Origin of the sequence: Geomonas paludis (genome assembly GCF_014193585.1) — a bacterium.
GTDB lineage: Bacteria > Desulfobacterota > Desulfuromonadia > Geobacterales > Geobacteraceae > Geomonas > Geomonas paludis.
Genome location: NZ_BLXY01000006.1, coordinates 39,592 through 59,944 on the forward strand (window position 1 = coordinate 39,592; position 20,353 = coordinate 59,944).

Consider the following 20,353-nt stretch of genomic DNA (forward strand, 5'->3'; position numbering starts at 1 on the left):
ATTCACCTGCAAAATCGCGGGAATTGGCAGGGCAACCTGGCGATAACAATAGCAATGTTGCCGGCTGCTCCCTTTTTGTATACAAAGACGCGATGGCTCTTTATTTCCGGAAAAAAGTCTGCTAAGGTTACCCCTGCTTTACGTGTACGTAAACCAGCAAGGAGAAAGACAGTGCCCAATTCAACCGTACTGAAAGCTTGTGAACAGACCGAGATCGACCTCAGCGGCGCAGCCGACTGGGTCCCCTTCGACGCACCGGCCCTGGTGGGAGACTCCCTGCGTTTCGTTTCCGGGGACTCCCGCGGCGACCGTTTCCGGGCCCGCTACTACCGGGACGCCGAGCAGCATCTGCATGCCCGTTTCTGGCTCGGCCCCGAGGCCGAGGGCCCTCCGGGACACGCCCACGGCGGTGCCGTGGCAGCCATCATGGACGAGGCCCTGGGCCTTGCCGCCTGGGCCGCCGGGTATCCCATCGTGGTGGGGAACCTCAACGTGAGCTTCCGTAACATGCTGCCGCTCAGGAAGGTGGTGACGGTGGAAAGCAGGGTCGTTTCCGTGGAAGGCAGGAAGATCATGGTGCACGGCCGCATCTTTCGCGGCGAAAAGACCTTCGCCGAAGCCCAGTGCCTGTGCATCACCATCCCCGGCAAGTAGACTGATCACTGCGGCGGCGCCAGCGCCGCCGCAGCAACTTCTCCGCTCCATTTCTCTCTCCAGCTACCGCTGAACCTCCCCTTGCCCTGTTTCAACCGCGCCGGATGTCATGCCTGCACCGCAGCTCCCCGCAGTGCGCCTTCTTTTTTCGCAAAGTCCACGCTGCAATCTCCCATTCAATTTCCCGCGCTGGTTACCGATAAATTGTCACAGTACACATCTTGGGTCCGGTCAACTGTGTCAGCAGCAGCGCACGACACTGTGGAACCACGGGCAGCAAAGGGAGAAATGAATGAAGATAAAAGGATTCAAAGACTGGAGCATTGCCGCAAAGGTATTGAGCATCTCGCTGGCCACCGTCGTCATCATAGCGGCAGTGAACTTCCTGTACCTGTTGCCCACAATGCAGGACAGGATCCTGGCTGAGAGAGAGGATACCTTGAAAGCGGTGGTCGACCTGCCGATAGAACTGATCGCGGAATACGACCAGAGGGTCCAGAAAGGGGAGTTCACGCCGGAAGAAGCTAAGAAGCGCGCCATGGAGCGCATCAAGAACATGCGCTACGCGGGCGACGAATACTTCTGGATCAACGACGTGAACGCGGTCATGCTCATGCACCCCATCAAGCCGGAATTGAACGGCAAGGACCAGAGCGCCACCAAGGATCCGACCGGGAAACAGCTCTTTGTCGAGATGGCCAACGTCGCCAGGAACAAGGGGGGCGGCGTGGTCGAGTACCGCTGGCCCAAACCCGGCTCCACCGTGCCGGTGGCGAAGCTCTCCTACGTGAAGCTGTACAAGCCGTGGGGATGGGTGGTAGGGACCGGCCTCTACATGGACGACCTGCACCAGGTGATCGCGGAGATGCGCTGGAAGATGGGGGCCATCACCCTGGGGATCGCGGCGGCGGTGCTGCTGCTGGGTTACCTGGTGGCGTCACGGATCAGCCGGAACATCAACAGGCTGATCAAGGTCGCCGACGAACTGGCGCTGGGCAACGTGGACGTCGTCATCGAGAGCGATTCCCGCGACGAGGCCGGCAACCTCTCCCACGCCTTTGCCAGGATGGTGGACAACATCGCCGAGGCTGCCAGGGCCGCTGAGAAGGTGGCTGCCGGAGACCTGTCGGTCCAGCTGCAGCCCAAGTCCGAGAAGGATGTGCTGGCCACCAACCTCAACGTCACCATCGCCGCGGTCCAGGCCATGGCCGGCGACGCCAACATGCTGGCCAAGGCCGCCATGGAGGGGAGGCTGACCGAGCGCGCCGACGCAACTCGGCACCAGGGTGAGTACCGCAGGATCATCGAGGGGGTCAACGCCACCATGGCGCGCCTGGTCGGGCTGCTGGACGCCATGCCGGCGCCGGCCATGATCGTGGACCGCGACTTCAGCGTCATGTACATGAACGAGCTCGGCGCCAAGGTAGGGGGCAAGACCCAGGCCCAGGTCGTCGGCACCAAGTGCTACGACCACTTCAAGACCAGCGACTGCGGCAGCACCAACTGCGCCTGCGGCAGGGCGATGCAGACCGGGGCCATGGCGAGCTCGGAAACCGACGCGCACCCCTCGGCGGGGCTCGATCTCGACATCGCCTACACCGGCCTCCCCATCCACGACGACAGCGGCCGGGTCATCGGGGCCTTCGAGGTGGTGACCGACCAGACCGCGGTCAAGCAGGCGGCGAGGCTGGCGAAGAAGATCAGCGACTACCAGGAGCTGGAGACCAGGAAGCTGGTGCACGGCCTGGACAAGCTGGCCAAGGGAGACGTCGAGTTCTCCATCTCGACCGCCGAGGCCGACGCCGACACCGGCGAGGCGAAGCAGATCTTCGATGCGCTCGCCGCCGCGGTCAACGGCTGCGTCGAGGTCATCAAGACCCTGAACACGGACACCGCCGAACTGTCCCAGGCGGCGCTGGAAGGAAGGCTCACCACCCGCGCCGACTCGCACAAACACCAGGGGGCGTACCGCGACATCGTGCAGGGGGTGAACGACACGCTTTCCACCATGGTCGGGTTCATGGACAACATGCCCGCCCCCGCCATGATCATCGACAACGATTTCACCGTTTTGTACATGAACCAGCTGGGCGCCAAGGTCGGCGGCAAGAGCCAGGCCCAGGTCATCGGTACCAAGTGCTACGACCACTTCAAGACCAGCGACTGCAGGACCGCCAACTGCGCCTGTGCCAAGGCCATCACCACCGGCCTCGATGCGACCCACGAGACCGACGCCCACCCCTCCGCCGGCCTCGACCTGGACATCAGCTACACCGGCGTTCCCATCAAGGACAGGGAGGGCAAGGTCATCGGCGCCTTCGAGGTGGTCACCGACCTGACCTCGGTGAAGACGGCCGCACGCCAGGCCAAGAAGATCGCCGATTACCAGGAACGCGAGACCCAAAAGCTCGTCGAGGGACTGGGCAGGCTGGCGCTGGGCGACGTCAACATAACCCTCAGCACCGAGCCCGCCGACAGCGACACCACCGCGGTGAAGCACACCTTCGACACCCTGGCCCAGGCGGTGAACAGTTCCGCGCAGGCCAACCGCAACATCTCACAGGTCGCCCAGCAGATCGCGGCCGGGGACCTGACCCTGAAGCTCGTGGAGCGCTCCCCCGAAGACCAGCTCATGATCGCGCTGAAGGCGATGCTGGCCAAGCTGAACGAGGTGGTCACCGACGTCAAGGGTGCCGCCGACAACGTGGCATCGGGGAGCCAGGAACTCTCCTCCAGCTCCGAGCAGATGTCGCAGGGGGCCAGCGAGCAGGCGGCGGCCGCCGAGGAGGTCTCCTCCTCCATGGAAGAGATGAGCTCCAACATCAGGCAGAACGCGGACAACGCCCTGCAGACCGAGAAGATCGCCTCCAAGTCGGCCAAGGACGCCAAGGAGGGGGGCGAAGCCGTCTCGCACACCGTTTCGGCCATGAAGGAGATCGCGGGCAAGATCTCCATCATCGAGGAGATCGCCCGCCAGACCAACCTGCTGGCACTGAACGCCGCCATCGAGGCGGCCCGCGCCGGCGAGCACGGCAAGGGCTTCGCGGTGGTGGCAAGCGAAGTGCGAAAACTGGCCGAACGGAGCCAGCGTGCGGCGGCAGAGATCTCGCAGCTCTCCTCCAGCAGCGTCGAGATCGCGGAACGTGCCGGCAGCATGCTGAACCAGATGGTCCCCGATATCCAGAGAACGGCGGAGCTGGTCATGGAGATCTCTGCCGCCTGCCGCGAGCAGGACACCGGCGCGGAGCAGATCAACAAGGCGATCCAGCAGCTCGACCAGGTCATCCAGCAGAACGCCTCGGCAGCCGAGGAGATGTCCTCGACCGCGGAAGAACTCTCCAGCCAGGCGGAGCAGTTGCAGGGATCCATCGCCTTCTTCAAGGTGGAGGGCGCCAACGCACCGCCCACGCTGCACGGACTGAAGCAGGAGCCGCCACAGCATAAGTCCAAGCCGGTGACGCGCAAAAAGGCCCTGACACAGTCAGTGCCACGGGTGCCGGTCCAGACCAAGCGGTCAGTCGTAGCAAGCGGACTGGCATTGGAGATGGATCAGGACGATTCCGCCTTCGAAAAATTCTAATCAACTACCTGCAGCGGAAAGGCAGCACCGACAGCACCGGTGCTGCCTTGTTTTTTTGGATTTTTTGCTTCAGAAAAAACGGCCGGCGCCGATAACGGGAACTGTTGCTCGAAACTCTGAAAGGAGGCCCGCCGGTCGGGCCAGCCGCCATTCATGGAAAAGACTCCCTTCGTAGTGCTGCTGTTTGCTGCCATTGCCGTCCTGTTCGCGTTGAATCCCGGAATCCGCAAGGCCAGCCAACAAGGACGCTGCGAAATCTCCATCTACCAGTACTCACAGTTACATGCGGCGATGCAGCGCTATCCCGAAATCTCCGACATGGCACTCAACGAACTGACAGGAGAACGGGTCAACCTGTCTCAGTACAACAGGATCATGCAGAGAGTCGATCTCATCAAACTCAGCGACGCCCGACGCATGACCGCACACAATGGCGCAGTCCTGCCAGTCAAAGCACTAGCGAAAAATTAAACAGATTTTTTATTGATTATTTTTAATTGTATCGGTATTATTTTCCCGCTGGATCTAAAGCCGAACTCCTGGGGCTACTTCCGCGTCGCCTCCCTGTTACGTCTCAGCCTCGACCAATGGTCGCATTACTCATAAAAAGGAGACACCATGAGCAAAAAGATCCGCAACATCATTCTCGCCACAGCGGCTGTCGCAGCATTCGCCGTTCCGGCCCTTGCCGAAAGCACCAACTGCACGGTAACCGCCCCCGAAATCCGTCTGCGCAAGAGCGCCAGCAAAAAGGCGAAGGTGATCGCCGTCCTCAAGAAGGACACCACCGTCACCGCCCAGAGCTGCGCAGGCGGGTGGGTCAAGGTCTCCTCTTCCGACGGCAAGCTCAACGGCTACGTGGGCGGCTGGGCGCTCTCCTCGGCCGCTCCGGTCATGGTTGCCTCGACCGAACCGGTGCCCATCCCCTCCAGCGCCGCACCGGCCGCCGAAGCTGCCAAAGAGATTCCCAGCAACGAAAAACTCGCCATGCAGATCACCGACCTGCGCCTCAAGGTGCTCAACGTCGAGCGCGACGTGGCCATGATGCGCAAGGACATCAAGAAGATCAAGGTGGCGATGAAGCACAAGAAGTAATCTCCGGTGGGGACCGGCAACGGTCCCCGTTTCCCTCCCCCTGTCACCGCCCCTCCCCCGCTTCAGCCTTCTCCCGCAGCCGCGCCTCTAAAGCTTGCCCGTCCCTGGCCGATAAGGTGCCAGACCCCACACGGTAACATAGGAGCGCACGATGAAAGGCATCGCCTCGGTTAAACTGTCCACCAAGTTCTTCGGGGCCATGATGGTCCTCAACCTCTTCACCACGACGGCCTTCACGGTCCACACCTACTACAGCGAAAAGAAAGAGATCCTGGCCGACGTGGACCGCGAACTGCGTACCTGCGTCGAGGGAGCGCGCCTTGCCGCCGACCCCTATCATGCCAGGATAGCGACCGTTACCCCAACCCAAGGCGAGTTCGACGGCTTGAGCGACCGCCTCACCGCCTGGGCCAACGCGTCCGGGTTCAACTACATCTACACCATGGTGCAAAAGGACGGAAAGATCGTCTTCTCTTCCTCCAGCTACACCAAGGAGGAAAAGGCGACCGGTAAACAGAGCAAGCTCCTCGATCCCTACGAGGACGCCAGCCAGGGGCTCAAGGCGGCCTTCCGGGACCAGAGGCTGCACTACGACCAGTACGCCGACAAGTGGGGGACCTTCCGCTCCATCTTTTTGCCGGTGCGAGCTGCCGACGGCACGCTCTACGTGATCGGCGCCGACATCTCGATGAGTCACATCGACGGGGTGCTGCGCGGCCTGCTGGTGAACTGCCTTTTGATCGCGCTGCTGGTGTTCGTGGTAGGCGGCGGGGTGATGCTGGTCCTGGTGAAGTCGGTGCAGCGCACCATCGGCGAGTTGGCGCGCGGCGTCAACCTGATCGCCCAGGGTGATTTGAAGACCCGGATCGAGCACGGGGGGAGCGACGAGTTGGGGCTGCTGGCCTCGGACATGAACCGCATGGCGGCAAACCTCCAGGACGTGGTGGCGCAGGTGAGGAACTCCACCGAGGAGGTGTCCCAGGCCTCGGGCCGCTTCACCGAAACGGCACTGCAGATGGCCGACGGCGCCGACCAGGTCTCGGGACAGGTGGGATCGGTGGCCGCGGCAGGCGAGGAGATGGCGGCCACCTCCTCAGAGATCGCCCTCAACTGCGCCGGTGCGGCCGACATGGCCCGACGCGCCAACGCCACCGCGTCGACCGGCGCCGCCGTGGTCGACGGGGCCATCGGCGCCATGCACCTGATCGCGGAGCGGGTCCGGGAATCGGCGCAGACCGTGGGAGGGCTGGGGACCCGTTCGGAGCAGATCGGCGCCATCCTCGGCACCATCGAGGACATAGCCGACCAGACCAACCTGCTGGCGCTGAACGCGGCGATCGAGGCCGCCCGGGCCGGCGAGCAGGGACGCGGCTTCGCCGTGGTGGCCGACGAGGTGCGGGCGCTGGCCGAGCGCACCACCAAGGCCACCAAAGAGATCGAGGGGATGATCAAGCTGATCCAGCAGGAAACCCGCAGTGCCGTGGACGCCATGGAGGCCGGGGTGGGCGAGGTCGAGCGCGGAACCGCCGAGGCGGGAAAATCGCAGCAGGCGCTACGCGAGATCATGGAGTGCATCTCCGAGGTGACCATGCAGATCAACCAGGTGGCCACCGCGGCGGAACAGCAGACCGCGACCACACGGGAGATCTCCGGTAACATGCAGCAGATCAGTTTCGTGGTGCAGCAAACCACACGGGCCGCCCACGACTCCGCGGACGCGGCTGCGGTGCTGAGCCAGAACGCGGTGCAGCTCCAGGCCAGGGTGCGGCAGTTCACGATCGACTAGGAGGGATCTGCCCCTGCGCCGGAGGCGGGGCCGTCGCGCCGACGCGGCGCCGTCGGTAGCACCAGCAGGTACAGCGTCACGCAGGCGGCGATGGAGAGGAGCAGGATGCGCAGCCACACTGCTTCAACGAAGATCAACGCGGTGACGGGGAAGGAGATCCAGATGGCGCCGATGGCCAGGCACTTGGCGCGCAGGGGGAGGGAACCGTGGGCGAGGTACTCCTTCAAGATCGGGCCCAGGTGCCTGTGCTCGACCAGCCAGGTGTGAAAGCGCTCTGAGCTGCGGGAAAAACAGATGACGGCTACCAGGAGGAAGGGAACGGTCGGGATCAAGGGAAGGAACAGCCCCACCACTCCGGCGACAAGGGACAACAGCCCGGTGCCGACGAGCAGGTAGCGCAGCCATTCGCTTTTTACCAGCCTGACCTTCAGGTGCCGATGCTTCATCGTATCCTCTGACAAGGGTGACGCGGCTTGCCATCCGCCGGAGACGGGGAAACTCGCCTCTTCATTGTAAGCGACAACGCCCGGTTTTAATATGGGTTTTGTAGCGGGGTCAGGGACGCTGCAGCAGGAGAAGCTGGCGCTGCGCCAGCAGGAAGCGTCCCGGCGGGCCGAAGTCCCAGCGCTCAACCGTGCAGCATGGCGGGTCATCGGTAGACGAATAGTGAATCAGGTTGACCGAGTTGGGGACGTCGCCGCGGACGCGTGAGGAAACGGCGGTCCCGGCGAGAACGGACCAGATCCGGCGCGGCAGGTCGGGGAACACCTCCTTAAGCGGTCGCAGGTGCGGCAGGTGGATGTGCCCGCCGAGAATGAGATCCGCACCGGCATCGGCCCAGGCGCGCACCGCCGCTTCATGTCCGCGCAGCAGGTTCTTGCGATCGCTGTCCCTGGTGGCCCGCACCGGCTGGTGCGCCACCACGACCCGCAACTGCCGGTCCCCCGCCTGGCGCAGCCGCTCGGCCACCCGCACCACCTGTGCAGCGGACACCTCCCCCACCGTGTGGCGCCGGGGGCGGGTGCTGTTCACCCCGAGCACCAGGAGCTCGTCCGACTCGAACTCCGCTTCGAGCGGCTCTGCCAGCACCTCCTGGTAGTTGCGGTAAGGCGCGAAGATCCTGGCCGCCAGGTTGAACAGCGGGATGTCATGGTTTCCCGGCAGCACCATCGTTGCCAGCGCCGGCACGATCTCCAGGAAATCGCGGGCGGCGCGAAACTGCCGGCGCCGCGCCCGCTGGGTGACGTCGCCGGACAGCACCAGGAGGTCCGGGGCGTGGTCCCGCGCCAAGGCGAGGAGGGCGACGACGACCTCCGGTTGCTCGGTCCCGAAGTGTGTGTCGGAGATGTGCAGCAGGCAGGTCACGCTTCCCCCCTTCCCTCTCCCTGCCGGTCCGGCACCAGCAGTAGCAGGCCGCGCGGCACCGCCTTGAAGACCAGCGGCGGGACCTGCCAGGTGATCTCGCCATCGGTGGCAACCTTGATGCGCCTTCTGCGTAAGGGCTGCACCGTCAGCTGTGCAAACGGAAAGCTCACCACCTTCTCCGAATCCCGCAGTCTTCTCAGCGCCGCCAGCGCCAGCACCCCAAGCATCTGCCATACCCCCTTGGCCTGCACCGCTACCGCCGCCAGCTCCCCTTTTTGCACCGCTTCCGATTCGGGCAGTCCTACCTCTTCCAGTTGCAGCGGGTTGTTTTCCACCAGCAGCGTCGATATGTGCAGCACGGTAACGCGATTTACATCGCGCAGGGTAAGCACTAACTGCGGCGGCGGAGTCAGTAAGGTGACCAGGGCGGAAAGCAGCGCCACGGTCTTGGTACGACCGAACATCTGCTTATGGGCCTCACGTTTTTCCAGGAGGCGGGGGTAGAGGCCGACGCTCGCGTTCACCAGGAACACCTTGTCGTTGACCAGCCCCACCTGTACCGGCTGCAACCTGCCGTGCACCAGCACCTGCGCGGCCTGTGCCGTATCGACCGGTATGCCGTGGCTACGGCCGAAGTAGTTGAAGGTGCCCTGAGGCAGCACACCGAACAGGCACCCCGCGCCGAGAGCCTCCTGGGCCACGGCATTGATGGTACCGTCCCCCCCCGCCGCCACCACGACACCATCCTGCTGTCGCGCAAGCCGAACCGCCTCCCGCGCCGCATCCTGAAGCCCCATGCTTTTGCTGACACGCCACAGCCTGAAGGTCCGGCCGGCCCGTGACAGCACGTCGCTGATGACCTGTTGCCTGCTGTCGGCATCCCGGTCGCCGGAACCGGCATTCATCACGATGAAGATGGGAGCGTTATCCGGAGCTTTCTGGAACACAAGCGGCCTCCCTGTTGTTTTATGGCCACACAAGGAGAGGAGTGTAGCACACCGCGGAGCCCCGCGCCGCCGGTGGGGGGGCAATTTGCGGGCGGGGAGCGAACACCTGTAGGGGCGAATAATCATTCGCCCGCCTTCCCGGAGTCGACGCTGTCCCCATCATCGTCATAGACGGCAGTTGACTATCTGTGGCTGGTTCTGCCACAATCGCCGAATGGAAATATTCGCCCTCATAGCAGAAAGAAGGATCCAGGAAGCGATGGAGCGCGGGGAGTTCGACAACCTTCCCGGGCGCGGCAAGCCCCTGGTGCAGGAGGATCTTTCGGCGGTCCCCGAAGAGTTGCGCATGGCCTACAAGGTGCTCAAAAACGCCGGCTGCGTTCCTCCGGAGGTGGAGTTGACCAACGACGTCGCCTCGTTGCGGCGACTGATCCTCGACATGGAGGACAGCGAGGAGAGGATGAAGAAGGTGCGGGAACTGAACTTCAAACTGATGAAGTTGGAGATGACCCGCAAGCGCCCTCTCTCACTGGACCTGCTCCCCGAGTACCAGGGAAAGCTGCTCGACAAGCTGCACGGGTAACTGCATCGTGATGCCAATGCATCGCTGTATCTTTATGCTTGTAATGATTCACCCCGTTCGGTATGGTGCCCGTGGAGACCACACCACGTCCCAGCCATAAACAATTCCCAAAGGAAATTCAGATGGAAAAACTAGACGAGGCGCTGGTAGACATGCGCCAAAACGCGACGGACGGCAAAAAGCAGTCCGCATTCTACGACCTCTTTCTCAACTCCTCCTTCTTTATACCCATCATCGAAGACAATGAGCAGCAGGGGGAAGAGGGAGGCGTGTTCCCGCTGATAGCCGAGGCTGACGGCAAGGACTACCTGATGCTCTTCAGCACGCTGGAGCGGCTTCAGGCCTGGGATCCCGCTGTCCCCTATGTCGAAGCTCCCGGTCATGTGCTCGCACTGAGCACGGTCCCCCCGCTCAACTGGGCGCTTAACGTCGGCACTGAGTACTCCAAGGAATTCCATGATGAGGAGATCGCTTGGCTCAGGGACGCCGTTGAGCGTTGCAATGCCGATGCGGTGGATCGTGGACAGGCTTGATGACCTTCCCGGGCGGGGTCCCGCCTGTTACTGCATCAAGAAAGCAGAAGGGACTGGCTCCGTTAGGTGCCTGTCCCTCTAGCGGAACGCTCCTTTCAGCTCAGCCACCTTTGCAAAGCACCAAGGGGACAGGCACCTTGCGGAGCCAGTCCCCTCCTTCGGAGAATAGAACAATAGAAAAGGGGCAGCCGTAACGGCTGCCCCTTTCTCGTTCTACTCTCTATGCTTCTCTAACAGTACTATTTGGAGCGTTGTACCACCGCCGGTTTAACACCGAGCTTCTCCAGTTCGGCCCCTTTCCGGGTTGCGTCCTCTTCGCTTTTGAAAGAGCCCGCAGTGAGACTGAAGGTCGGCACCTGAACAACTATCGGCCTGAGTTCCGTGGTGATACCGAATCCTGCCAGCCTGAGTTGTTCGTCCACTGCGCCGACCTTGTCGAAGTAGGAGCCGGCATACACGTTGAACTTGCCGCTCTTGTCCTGGAGGATGAAGTTCTCCGCCTTGGCTTTCCGCAGTTTCTGCAGCACTTTCTCTGCGCTCTGCTGGTCCGGGAACTCGCCGACATGGATCCGGCTCATCTGCTCTTTCCTCTTGGGCCCCGGCGTCACTACCGGCTTCATGCCTGCGTTCTTGATCTTCTTCTTGATCTGGGACATCTCGGACTTCAACACAAAAGTCCCGAAATCGAGGGTGTAGCCACCGGCAGAAGCTGCACTTGCCGGCACCTGCGGCTGGGGTTGTGCTGCAACTGCAGGTGCGGCGCCGGGCGCCTCATCGTTGGCCGTACCATCGTCGCTCTTCACAGCTGCCTTGGCAGCGGGTTCCTTGGCAGCGGCTTTGTCGGCAGCAGCCTTTTCCGCAGCGGCCTTTTTAGCGGCCGCCTTGTCGGCAGCGGCCTTTTCCGCAGCAGCTTTCTTGGCAGCGGCCTTCTCTTCTGCCGCTTTCTTGGCAGCAGCTTTGTCGGCAGCGGCTTTTTCCGCAGCGGCCTTCCTGGCAGCCGCTTTGTCGGCAGCGGCCTTTTCCGCAGCAGCTTTCCTGGCAGCGGCCTTCTCTTCTGCCGCTTTCTTGGCAGCAGCTTTGTCGGCAGCGGCTTTTTCCTCAGCGGCCTTTTTAGCGGCCGCCTTGTCGGCAGCGGCCTTTTCCGCGGCAGCTTTCTTGGCAGCGGCCTTCTCTTCTGCCGCTTTCTTGGCAGCAGCTTTGTCGGCAGCGGCTTTTTCCGCAGCGGCTTTCTTGGCAGCGGCCTTGTCGGCAGCGGCTTTTTCCGCAGCGGCCTTTTTGGCAGCCGCCTTATCTGCAGCGGCCTGCTCTGCAGCTGCTTTTTTGGCAGCAGCATCATCCGCAGCGGCTTTCTCGGCAGCGGCTTTGTCAGCAGCAGCTTTTTCAGAGGCGGCTTTCTCAACTGCAGCTTTGATGGTCGCCGTTCGCTCAGCAACTGCTTCCTCGATAGTTGCCGGTCTTGCCGCGGATGCCTTCGGAGCAGCAGTCCGGTCTGCAGACTCTTTTCCGGCAGCCGCTTCTTCAGCAGCTACTCTCTGAGCAGCCACTCTGTCCGCGGCTAGTTTGTCAGCTATCGCCTTGTCCGCAGCAGCCTTTTCCGCAGCAGCCTTCTCTGCAGCAGCCTTCTCTGCAGCAGCCTGCTCTGCAGCAGCCTTCTCTGCAGCAGCCTGCTCTGCAGCAGCTTTGTCTGCGGCAGCCTTCTCTGCAGCGGCCTTCTCTGTGGCGACTTTCTCCGCAGCCGCTTTCTCGGCAGCAGCCTTCTCTGTAGCAGCCTTCTCTGTAGCAGCCTTCTCGGTAGCAGCCTTCTCTGTAGCAGCCTTCTCTGCAGCAGCCTTCTCTGCAGCAGCCTTCTCTGCAGCAGCCTTCTCTGCGGCGGCCTTCTCTGCAGCAGCTTTCTCTGCAGTAGCCTTCTCTTCGGCAGCTTTGTCCGCAGCAGCCTTCTCAGGATCAGGCTTCACAGCGGGTGGTGCGGCAACAGGTTCCGGCTCGACAAGTTGCGGCGGTTGCTGGCTCTGGTCCTGTGCCAACTTGAGCAGGCCCGGTTCCAACTTCTCAGCGGCTTTCGGGAAATCCTTAAGCAGCGCCTTCACCGTCTTGACCGCCTTGTCATCCCTTGACGTCGCCGCGTAGCACTTTGCCAACATGGCGAGCACTTCCTCCCGTTGCGGCGTGTTCGGGAATTTCTTCAGGAGCCTCTCCAGCCAGGTGGAGGCAAAATAGTAACTGTTGTCCTTGTAGTGGTTCTTGGCTTGCGCAAACATCGACGCTTCGTCGGAGTCTGCGAATGAGACGGAAGGAACAATCAGACAGGCCAGTACGAGTGCCACTAACAGCATGCGCATGGTGCTCATTCAAAACCTCACATGTTTCAATAGAGTCTACAGTTTTGGTACAGCTGAGACAGAAGCGGGTAGTGTTTCTGAAATTTCGCCAAGATTAGTGTACAGGAACGTCAATGTCAAAGAATAATTTAAGGAATATCTCTTTCTAAGATGCCAATTCAACTCCCTCTATGAGCATGGAGATTGCCCCCACCACTATTTTGATGAACCGATCGCGTGACAGTTGCATTTCCTTGAGTACAATCTTGCGATATGAAAAGCATCGAGTCATGGCATGAAGAGCAATTCCGTTCCGAGATGACGGAACGGATAGTCGAGGCTCTGGGAACAGGCGCCGACGCGGCAACGGTGGTGCACATGCTGGCGGCATCTGCGGACGCGGCGCAAAACCTGTGCATCGATCGTCCCTACGCCTGCGCTGCCGGCTGCCCGCATTGCTGCGTGCTGAATGTAGCGGTCTTACTTCCGGAAGCGATGACCATAGCGCTGTGGCTGCGCGAAAGGCTTTGTGCCGAAGAACTGGCGGGGCTGCAAAAGCGGCTGGCGACGCACCGCTCATGGGCGCGTTGGATGGACGACGACGAGCGCATCCTGAAGCAGATGTCTTGTCCGCTGCTCGACCCTTACGGCGGCTGCAGCGTTCATCCCGTGCGCCCCCTGGCCTGCCGGGCCATTACATCGCTTGACAGCCAGAGCTGCAAGGACGCTTTTCGCCCGACAGTGACGGACGAGGATCGCCTGGTGCCGGCGGACCTGTTCCGCAAGGCCGTCTTCGACGCAGCCTTCACTGCCGTCGCCTCAGGACTGCGCCAGGTCGGACTGGACGACCGCAGTATCGAACTCGGCACCGGGGTGCTCGCTTTCCTGGAGCACCCGGAGTTCATGGAGCGGTTTCTGGCGGGGGAGAGACTGCCGCAGGCTTTGTGGCTGTAGGTTGTTGAAGGGACAGGGGTAAATCCCCCCAGTCCCCCCTTTGCAAAAGGGGGGGACGCGAGGTCGGGTGCATCGCTGCACGGCGATGATCTTCCGCCAAGATGCCCATCCCCCTCTCCCTCTGGGAGAGGGCTGGGGTGAGGGTGCTGCAATAGGCAATGATCCCGCTTCGTGGCACGTCCCCTCACCCGCCCTTCGGGCACCCTCTCCCGGTGGGAGAGGGCATTAGCGGAAGATTGTCGCTAATCAGGAAAAAGAAGGGACCAGCCGATGGGCTGGTCCCTTTTTCTATCCCGAACTGGGGTACTGCTCTGACTAGCCGCGGGGGTCCTTGGTGTAGCCGAGCCCTTTCCAATCGATGCGCCCGTTCTCGCCGTGACAGTTCTGGCACCTGAGCGCCTTGTCTTTGGGCACCACCATGTGATTCAGCGACCATACCGTCGTCGTCTCGATCCAGCCGAACTTGCCGCTGTAAGGAAGTCCCGCCTCCCTCATGCCCGCGGTGATGGCCTTGTTCCAGTCGAACTTCACGGAGTAGGCGCTGTCGCTTTCGGCAGGACCGATGATGTTGGGAACGACCACGGTCAGGTTCTCGAGATCGTAGGGCTGCTTGGCCTGCATCACCTTGAAAGGGAAGATCCTGGAATCGGGATCGCTGCGCTCTCCGCGCGGCGCGGAAAGCCGGACCACCTTGGAGGGATCGATCTTGTCCCCCAGGAAAACCCGCTCCACGGTGCCGTTGTACCACATCAGGGTCGGCGTCAGGTCCTTGCCCAACACCAGGTCTCCCCGTGCCTTGTCGTAAATCCTCAGGGGATCGCCGCCGGTCTTCTGGTCCTTGCCGGCAGTGGACCAGTCCCAGGAGAGCACGGTGGGGCTTCCCTTGGCGTAGGTAGGTATGTGGCAGGTCTGGCAGGCGACCCTTTTCATGTGCTTGTTGAGGATGGCGATCTTGTGCAGGTCGCCCTTGTGGCAATCGGTGCACGCCATGGCGCGCGGTCCGGAACCGGGGGACACCGAGATGGCCTCCCCTTTGACGTCGTGATTGGCTGCCTTGTGGCAGGACTCGCAGGTGAGCCCTTTGGCTCCCATGTGGACGTCGAACTCGGGGGTGGGGTTGCCCAGGTTGGCGTCGAGGTCGCCGTGCTTGTAGTTTTCTCCGCCGCCGCTGTAGAAGTGGCAGTTGCCGCAGGCGGCGCGGGTCGGCCGCGAGATGGACTGCGTGGCGAACCCGAGGTCCACCGGTTCCCACACCTTGCCGGGAGGGTATTCCTTGTGCTCGCCCGGGTAGACCGGGTGTCCCGCTCCCAGGGCGTACTTCTTATAGGTGCCGCTGGTGTCGTGGCAGATCAGGCAGTCGATGTTCTCGGTCTTGGTGAAATCAAAGGAACTGTCTTCCCAGCCGTAACCGGCATGACAGCTGGTGCAGCCAGGGAGATTGGAGGGGACAGCGAGGCAAAAGGAATTGCCGAGGGCATTCTTCTTGCCATAGTCAACGGACTTGCCGTTCAGGGTCTGTTTCTTACTCCAGTTCCAGTGCACGGTCTCCGTGATTTGCTTGGTCAGTTTTTCATGGCACCCGGAACAGGTCCTGGTCACCTCAGGCCCGTCATGGAAGGGGCCGGAGAAGACACGGTGGGTTCCCTTGAGGGCGGCATCCGAGGTGGAAGCACAGGCCAAGGCGAGAAACAACAGCAGGTATTTCCTCATGTGTGAGACCTCGCGATCTGGATCTTTGGGCAGACGCTCCGCACAAGAGCAGGGTCGGCAGTATCAGTCATGGCGCCCCTGCCCTTTTTTACCGCAGAACACATTATATTTGATGGTTGGTCTAGTCAACGACAAATTGCTTCGAGAGGTTATGAGGTGCAGGTGCACCCGCTCCGCCCCAGCCAACCTGCCGTCGCAGAGGCGGATGACAAGCTGCACATCCAAACGAAGCTGTTACAATTGTCAACTTGTTGTCCGCACGTGCGGCACCCTTTTCCATTGTTCAGAGCATGCGGAGGAGAAGCACTATGCCAGTCGTTGCCACGGTGTTAGGCCACCCCAGGATCGGTATCGCGAGAGAGTTGAAGAAGGCGCTCGAGGCTTACTGGAGCGGTGCGTCCCCGGCAGAATCGCTCCTGGCGACTGCCCAGGAGATCCGTGCCCGGCACTGGTCCATGATGAAGGAGGCGGGGCTGGACCAGATCCCGTGCAACGATTTCTCCCTCTACGACCACATGCTGGACATGGCCGTAACCGTCGGAGCCATACCGGCGCGGTTCCGGAGCATCGCCGATCCCTTGAACCGCTACTTCGCCATGGCTCGCGGGGTCCAGGACCGCGGCGCCGGGATTGACCTCTCTCCCCTGGAGATGACCAAGTGGTTCGACACCAACTACCACTACATCGTCCCGGAACTCGATGCTGACCAGTCCTTCGCGCTGGACCCAGCCAAGATCGCCACCGAACTCGCCGAGGCACAGGCCCTGGGGGTAGTGCCCCGCCCGGTGCTGCCGGGCCCGGTAACCTTTCTGAAGCTGTCCAAGTTCGCCGACAACGCCCCGGGCATGGATACCCTGGACCTGCTGCCACGCCTGCTCCCGGTCTACGAGGAGTTGCTGGCGCTACTTGCCGGCCACGGCGTGACCTGGCTCCAGCTCGACGAACCATGCCTCTGCTTCGACCTGGACCCGGCTAGCGCTGAGGCGTACCGAACCGCCCTGGGGCGCCTGGCTGCCGCGGCCAAACGTCCCGCCCTGCTGGTGGCCGGCTACTTCGGGTCCATCGGGGAAAACATCGACCTCGTTGCCGGCTCGGGATGCCAGGCGCTGCATGTCGACCTGGTGCGCGCACCGGCGGACCTTGAAGCCGCGCTGACCCGGCTGCCTTCGACAATGAAGCTGTCGCTCGGGGTGATCGACGGCCGCAATATCTGGCGCGCCGACATGGAAGAGGCCCATCGCATGGTGCGCCGTGCCGTCACCGCCCTCGGCAGCGAACGGGTCATGGTCGCCAGTTCCTGCTCGTTGCTGCACGTCCCGGTCGACCTGGACGCCGAGACCAGGCTCGATGCGGAGCTGAAGAGCTGGATGGCGTTCGCGGCGCAGAAGGTCGGCGAGGTGCGGTTTTTGGCCGACGCCGCCGAGCAGGAACAGCCGCAAGGGGCGATATTGGAACAGGCAGCAGCGGCGCTTGCCCGCCGCCGGGCAGCAGCGGCCGCCGACAACCCCACCGTCCGCCACCGGGCGGGACAGGTGAACACAGCCATGACCAGGCGCAACGCCCCCTTTGCCGAGCGCAGCGCGAAGCAGAAGGCCCGCTTCAACCACCCCCTGCTCCCCACCACCACCATAGGCTCCTTCCCGCAGTCCCGGGAGGTACGCGAGGCCCGCTCCAGGTGGCGCAGCGGCGCGCTCGACGCCGAAGGCTACCAGGATTTCCTGCGCGGCGAGATCAGGCGCTGCATAGAGAGGCAGGAACAGCTCGGCCTGGACGTGCTGGTGCACGGCGAATTCGAGCGCACCGACATGGTGGAGTATTTCGGCGAGCAGTTGGACGGCTTCGCCTTCACCCAGAACGGCTGGGTACAGAGCTACGGGTCCCGCTGCGTCAAGCCGCCGGTCCTCTACGGCGACGTGGCCCGTCCCCGCCCCATGACGGTGGAGTGGAGCCGTTACGCCCAGTCACTCAGCACGCGCCCGGTGAAGGGGATGCTTACCGGCCCGGTCACCATCCTGCAGTGGTCCTTCGTACGCAACGACCAGCCCCGCTCCGAGACCTGCCGCCAGATCGCGCTGGCGCTGCGCGACGAGGTGGCCGACCTCGAGCAGGCGGGAATAGCCATGATCCAGGTGGACGAGCCCGCCATCCGGGAGGGGCTGCCGCTGCGCCGGCGCGACTGGGACGAGTACCTGTCATGGGCGGTGGCCTCCTTCTGCCTCGCCACTGCCGGCGTGAAAGACGAGACCCAGATCCACACCCACATGTGCTATTCGGAGTTCGGCGACATACTCCCGGCCATCGTCGCCATGGACGCCGACGTCCTCTCCATGGAATCGTCGCGCTCGCGCATGGAACCGTTGGAGCATTTCCGGCAGCACGGCTACCCCAACGACGTCGGCCCCGGCATCTACGACATCCACTCGCCCCGCGTTCCCACCGTGGAGGAGATGACGACGCTGCTGCAACTCGCGGCCGAGGTCCTGCCGGTGGAGCGGCTCTGGGTGAACCCCGACTGCGGCCTGAAGACCCGCGGCTGGCCTGAGATCGAGGCATCGCTGGCCAACATGGTGCAGGCGGCCGGGAAGGTGAGGAGCAGCTGCTCCGGCCGGTAAACTGCAGGCGCCGGAAATGAAAAAGGGACCGCCTCGTGGCTGGTCCCTTTTTTGTCGCTTGATGTTCCCTAGCTTTTTTTCTGCCGGGCGCTGGCTGCCTTTGGCGCCTTGGGCGCCTTGACAGGCTTGGCCTCCGGCGTGGCAGGAGGCGGAGGGGTGAATGAGGCGGCCTCAGCGGGCAGTAGACTGCTGAAATGGGAGGCTGCGATCTTCCTGAAGACGCCGTCATTGAAATGGATCGACGCCTGGTTCTCTCCGATCTCGACGACCTTGCCTACTCCCCATTGCACAGCGCCGCAATGGCTTACTACGTCTCCTCGCCTGATGGTCATGTCATTCCTCCGCTTCTCGCTGACGAGCTTCCACCCGCCCCGGGCTCACCGGACCGCTTGTGAGCGACCACGAAGCCCCAAAAAGCTGCGGCCCCTGGAAATCCAGGGGCCGCAACGTAAGTGACGCCGTTCATGGGCGGTGCTTGCGCGCCGTCCCGCCGGTCCTTTACCTAAATCTTTCTGACGTTGGACGCCTGAAGCCCTTTGGGCCCCTTGACCACGTCGAAGCTGACAGCGTCGCCTTCTGCCAGCGATTTGAACCCGTCGCCGGTGATGGCCGAGAAGTGGCAGAACACATCCTCTCCGCTTTCCTGCTCTAAAAAGCCAAACCCCTTGCTGTCGTTAAACCACTTTACGGTACCGTTTGCCATTATTAAATCCCTTCTCCTGACTTCTTTTTCTGTTTTTTCAGACCGTATAATTGCGGCTGATGAATCAAACTAACAGCTTGGTATTAGCAAAGCAAGCTATTTAAATAGTGCGGCCATTATTTTTATCTGGCAGCAGACATGAGCAAAGTCTTTATTTCCGTTTTGTGGAAGCTTTCCAGGCAGTGGCTGAAATGTAAATAAACGAGCAATTACACATAACTTGCGGCATAATTTACGACAGCAGATTCTGTTAATACGATTAACCTTGCTATTGACACACATGTCATTCAGTATGGTTCACTCAAAAATAGCAAAAAATTTTTTCCGGTGGCGCTTGTATCCTGCCGTCTGAGCGACCGGCGCATTTGGGAGGAAACCGACATGGCTAAGCCGAATTTCAAGTTTCAGAAGCGCCAGAAAGAGCTGGACCGCAAAAAAAAGCAGGACGAAAAGCTGTTGCGCAAGCAGGACAAGGCGACCCAGGGCGCCGAAGACGGCCTCTCCCCGGACGACGAAGGCGATGAGGATGCAGCGGCCGGACCTGAGGCATAGCGCGGTCACCACACCTTTTTCCCGGAGTCAAAGTACATGCAACGCCTCTTTTGGATGCTCCAAGCTGCCGTTTTTTACTGCCTCACCCTCCTTGTTGCCGTCACCCCCGGCGCGATACTGGATCGCTGCGTCATCCCGCTTGGCTTCGTCCTCTCCCGGCTGATCCCCGGCCGCCGCACCGTGGTCGCCGACAACCTGAAGAACGCGCTGCCTTTCCTGGAGCAGCACCCGCTCTGGACCTCCTGCAACCACGATGCGCGGCTGCTTGCCAGGGCCAGTTTCGAGAACCTGGTCCAATCCCTCACCGAGATCTGCAAGCTGTACCATGGACGTGGTGACGTGCTCATCGACGGCATCGAGGTGCGGGGGCACGAGCATTACGAGGCGGCCAGGGCCAAGGGGAAAGGCGTCATCTGCTTCAGCGGCCACTGCGGCAACTGGGAGTTGATGGCGCTCGCCTTCAGCCGGCTCTTCGGCAACGGCGCGGTGGTGGCCCGCCGCCAGAACAACCCGTTTCTGAACCGGATGGTGGAGCGGATGCGCATGAGCTACCGCAGCCGCATCATCTACAAGAAGGGTGCGGTTCGCGGCATACTGAACGCGCTCAGGTCCGGGGAACTGGTGGGGATCCTTGCCGACCAGGCTGCCAACCCGGAGGACGGCGTCCTCATCGAGGTCATGGGGCGCACGGCGTGGGCATCCAAATCGCCGGTGCTGATCGCCCGGAAAAGCCGGGCCCCGCTGCTCCCGGTCTTCATCCACCGCGAGGGGGGGCGCCACGTGATCACCTTTCACCCCGAACACGTTTTCTCCGGTGACGAAAGCGACGCCGGCACGCAAAGGGAAACCCAGGCCCTGTCACGCTACGTGGAGAACTTCGTGGCCGCCCATCCCGCGCAGTGGTACTGGGTGCACCGCCGCTGGAAACGGGCCGGAGTCCCCGCCTGAGCGGAGGGGCCGC

At 62.1% G+C, this 20,353-nt stretch carries 19 protein-coding genes; 11 read left to right on the plus strand and 8 right to left on the minus strand.

Annotated features, from left to right (window positions below; genetic code table 11):
- Positions 1 to 171 precede the first annotated feature (171 nt).
- Positions 172 to 654 carry a PaaI family thioesterase gene (locus H7687_RS14550; RefSeq protein ID WP_183348640.1) on the plus strand — a complete coding sequence of 161 codons (483 nt, stop codon included), beginning with the start codon at positions 172 to 174 and terminating at the stop codon, positions 652 to 654.
- 292 nt (positions 655 to 946) lie between these two features.
- The gene (locus tag H7687_RS14555) at positions 947 to 4,234 is read left to right on the plus strand and encodes a cache domain-containing protein (RefSeq protein WP_183348642.1); all 3,288 of its coding nucleotides are present in this window, start codon (positions 947 to 949) and stop codon (positions 4,232 to 4,234) included.
- Here the strand turns inward: H7687_RS14555 and H7687_RS14560 are convergent.
- Positions 4,231 to 4,389 carry a hypothetical protein gene (locus H7687_RS14560; RefSeq protein WP_183348644.1) on the minus strand — a complete coding sequence of 53 codons (159 nt, stop codon included), beginning with the start codon at positions 4,387 to 4,389 and terminating at the stop codon, positions 4,231 to 4,233. The two genes, H7687_RS14555 and H7687_RS14560, sit on opposite strands and share 4 nt — an antisense overlap.
- Between H7687_RS14560 and H7687_RS14565 the strand changes: the two genes are divergently transcribed.
- The 3 genes from H7687_RS14565 (at position 4,388) to H7687_RS14575 (ending at position 7,115) form a co-directional block, all read left to right on the plus strand.
- On the plus strand, positions 4,388 to 4,705 hold the full coding sequence (locus tag H7687_RS14565; protein WP_183348646.1) for a hypothetical protein: 318 nt from the start codon (positions 4,388 to 4,390) through the stop codon (positions 4,703 to 4,705). The two genes, H7687_RS14560 and H7687_RS14565, sit on opposite strands and share 2 nt — an antisense overlap.
- Before the next feature lie 147 nt (positions 4,706 to 4,852).
- A complete protein-coding gene (locus H7687_RS14570) occupies positions 4,853 to 5,329 on the plus strand; it encodes an SH3 domain-containing protein (RefSeq protein WP_183348647.1) in 477 nt (158 codons plus the stop codon).
- Between the two features lie 151 nt (positions 5,330 to 5,480).
- The gene (locus tag H7687_RS14575; protein WP_183348649.1) at positions 5,481 to 7,115 is read left to right on the plus strand and encodes a methyl-accepting chemotaxis protein; all 1,635 of its coding nucleotides are present in this window, start codon (positions 5,481 to 5,483) and stop codon (positions 7,113 to 7,115) included.
- Here the strand turns inward: H7687_RS14575 and H7687_RS14580 are convergent.
- From H7687_RS14580 to H7687_RS14590, 3 genes are all read right to left on the minus strand, one after another.
- A complete protein-coding gene (locus H7687_RS14580) occupies positions 7,112 to 7,561 on the minus strand; it encodes a YbaN family protein (RefSeq protein ID WP_183348652.1) in 450 nt (149 codons plus the stop codon). The genes H7687_RS14575 and H7687_RS14580 overlap by 4 nt on opposite strands.
- 109 nt (positions 7,562 to 7,670) lie before the next feature.
- Positions 7,671 to 8,480 (minus strand): metallophosphoesterase family protein, encoded by an 810-nt coding sequence (locus tag H7687_RS14585; RefSeq protein ID WP_183348654.1) that lies wholly within the window; start codon positions 8,478 to 8,480, stop codon positions 7,671 to 7,673.
- A complete protein-coding gene (locus tag H7687_RS14590) occupies positions 8,477 to 9,427 on the minus strand; it encodes a diacylglycerol/lipid kinase family protein (protein ID WP_246404908.1) in 951 nt (316 codons plus the stop codon). Before H7687_RS14590 ends, H7687_RS14585 begins: the two co-directional genes overlap by 4 nt.
- Positions 9,428 to 9,641: 214 nt before the next feature.
- Here H7687_RS14590 and H7687_RS14595 point away from each other — a divergent pair, with 214 nt between their 5' ends.
- Together H7687_RS14595 and H7687_RS14600 are read left to right on the plus strand one after the other, a co-directional pair.
- A complete protein-coding gene (locus H7687_RS14595; RefSeq protein ID WP_183348657.1) occupies positions 9,642 to 10,010 on the plus strand; it encodes a DnaJ family domain-containing protein in 369 nt (122 codons plus the stop codon).
- A 122-nt stretch (positions 10,011 to 10,132) separates the two neighbouring features.
- Positions 10,133 to 10,543 carry an SseB family protein gene (locus H7687_RS14600; RefSeq protein ID WP_183348659.1) on the plus strand — a complete coding sequence of 137 codons (411 nt, stop codon included), beginning with the start codon at positions 10,133 to 10,135 and terminating at the stop codon, positions 10,541 to 10,543.
- Positions 10,544 to 10,782: 239 nt separating this feature from the next.
- Here H7687_RS14600 and H7687_RS14605 read toward each other — a convergent pair whose 3' ends face one another.
- Positions 10,783 to 12,801, minus strand: coding sequence for an SPOR domain-containing protein (locus H7687_RS14605; RefSeq protein WP_281376720.1), 2,019 nt, complete (start codon positions 12,799 to 12,801; stop codon positions 10,783 to 10,785).
- Positions 12,802 to 13,179: 378 nt separating this feature from the next.
- Here H7687_RS14605 and H7687_RS14610 point away from each other — a divergent pair, with 378 nt between their 5' ends.
- On the plus strand, positions 13,180 to 13,815 hold the full coding sequence (locus H7687_RS14610) for a YkgJ family cysteine cluster protein (protein ID WP_246404909.1): 636 nt from the start codon (positions 13,180 to 13,182) through the stop codon (positions 13,813 to 13,815).
- A 315-nt stretch (positions 13,816 to 14,130) separates the two neighbouring features.
- On the opposite strand, the gene H7687_RS14615 is transcribed toward H7687_RS14610, so the two are convergent.
- On the minus strand, positions 14,131 to 15,525 hold the full coding sequence (locus tag H7687_RS14615) for a tetrathionate reductase family octaheme c-type cytochrome (RefSeq protein WP_183348664.1): 1,395 nt from the start codon (positions 15,523 to 15,525) through the stop codon (positions 14,131 to 14,133).
- 308 nt (positions 15,526 to 15,833) lie between these two features.
- Here H7687_RS14615 and metE point away from each other — a divergent pair, with 308 nt between their 5' ends.
- Positions 15,834 to 18,137 (plus strand): 5-methyltetrahydropteroyltriglutamate--homocysteine S-methyltransferase, encoded by a 2,304-nt coding sequence (gene metE, locus H7687_RS14620; RefSeq protein WP_183348666.1) that lies wholly within the window; start codon positions 15,834 to 15,836, stop codon positions 18,135 to 18,137.
- Between the two features lie 68 nt (positions 18,138 to 18,205).
- On the opposite strand, the gene H7687_RS14625 is transcribed toward metE, so the two are convergent.
- Positions 18,206 to 18,469, minus strand: coding sequence for a DUF3553 domain-containing protein (locus H7687_RS14625; RefSeq protein ID WP_183348668.1), 264 nt, complete (start codon positions 18,467 to 18,469; stop codon positions 18,206 to 18,208).
- Positions 18,470 to 18,639: 170 nt separating this feature from the next.
- Positions 18,640 to 18,840, minus strand: coding sequence for a cold-shock protein (locus tag H7687_RS14630; protein WP_183348670.1), 201 nt, complete (start codon positions 18,838 to 18,840; stop codon positions 18,640 to 18,642).
- Positions 18,841 to 19,221: 381 nt separating this feature from the next.
- Between H7687_RS14630 and H7687_RS14635 the strand changes: the two genes are divergently transcribed.
- Together H7687_RS14635 and H7687_RS14640 are read left to right on the plus strand one after the other, a co-directional pair.
- A complete protein-coding gene (locus tag H7687_RS14635; protein ID WP_183348671.1) occupies positions 19,222 to 19,392 on the plus strand; it encodes a hypothetical protein in 171 nt (56 codons plus the stop codon).
- Between the two features lie 36 nt (positions 19,393 to 19,428).
- Entirely contained in the window at positions 19,429 to 20,340 is a 912-nt protein-coding gene (locus H7687_RS14640) for a lysophospholipid acyltransferase family protein (RefSeq protein WP_183348673.1), read from the plus strand.
- Positions 20,341 to 20,353: the final 13 nt, after the last annotated feature.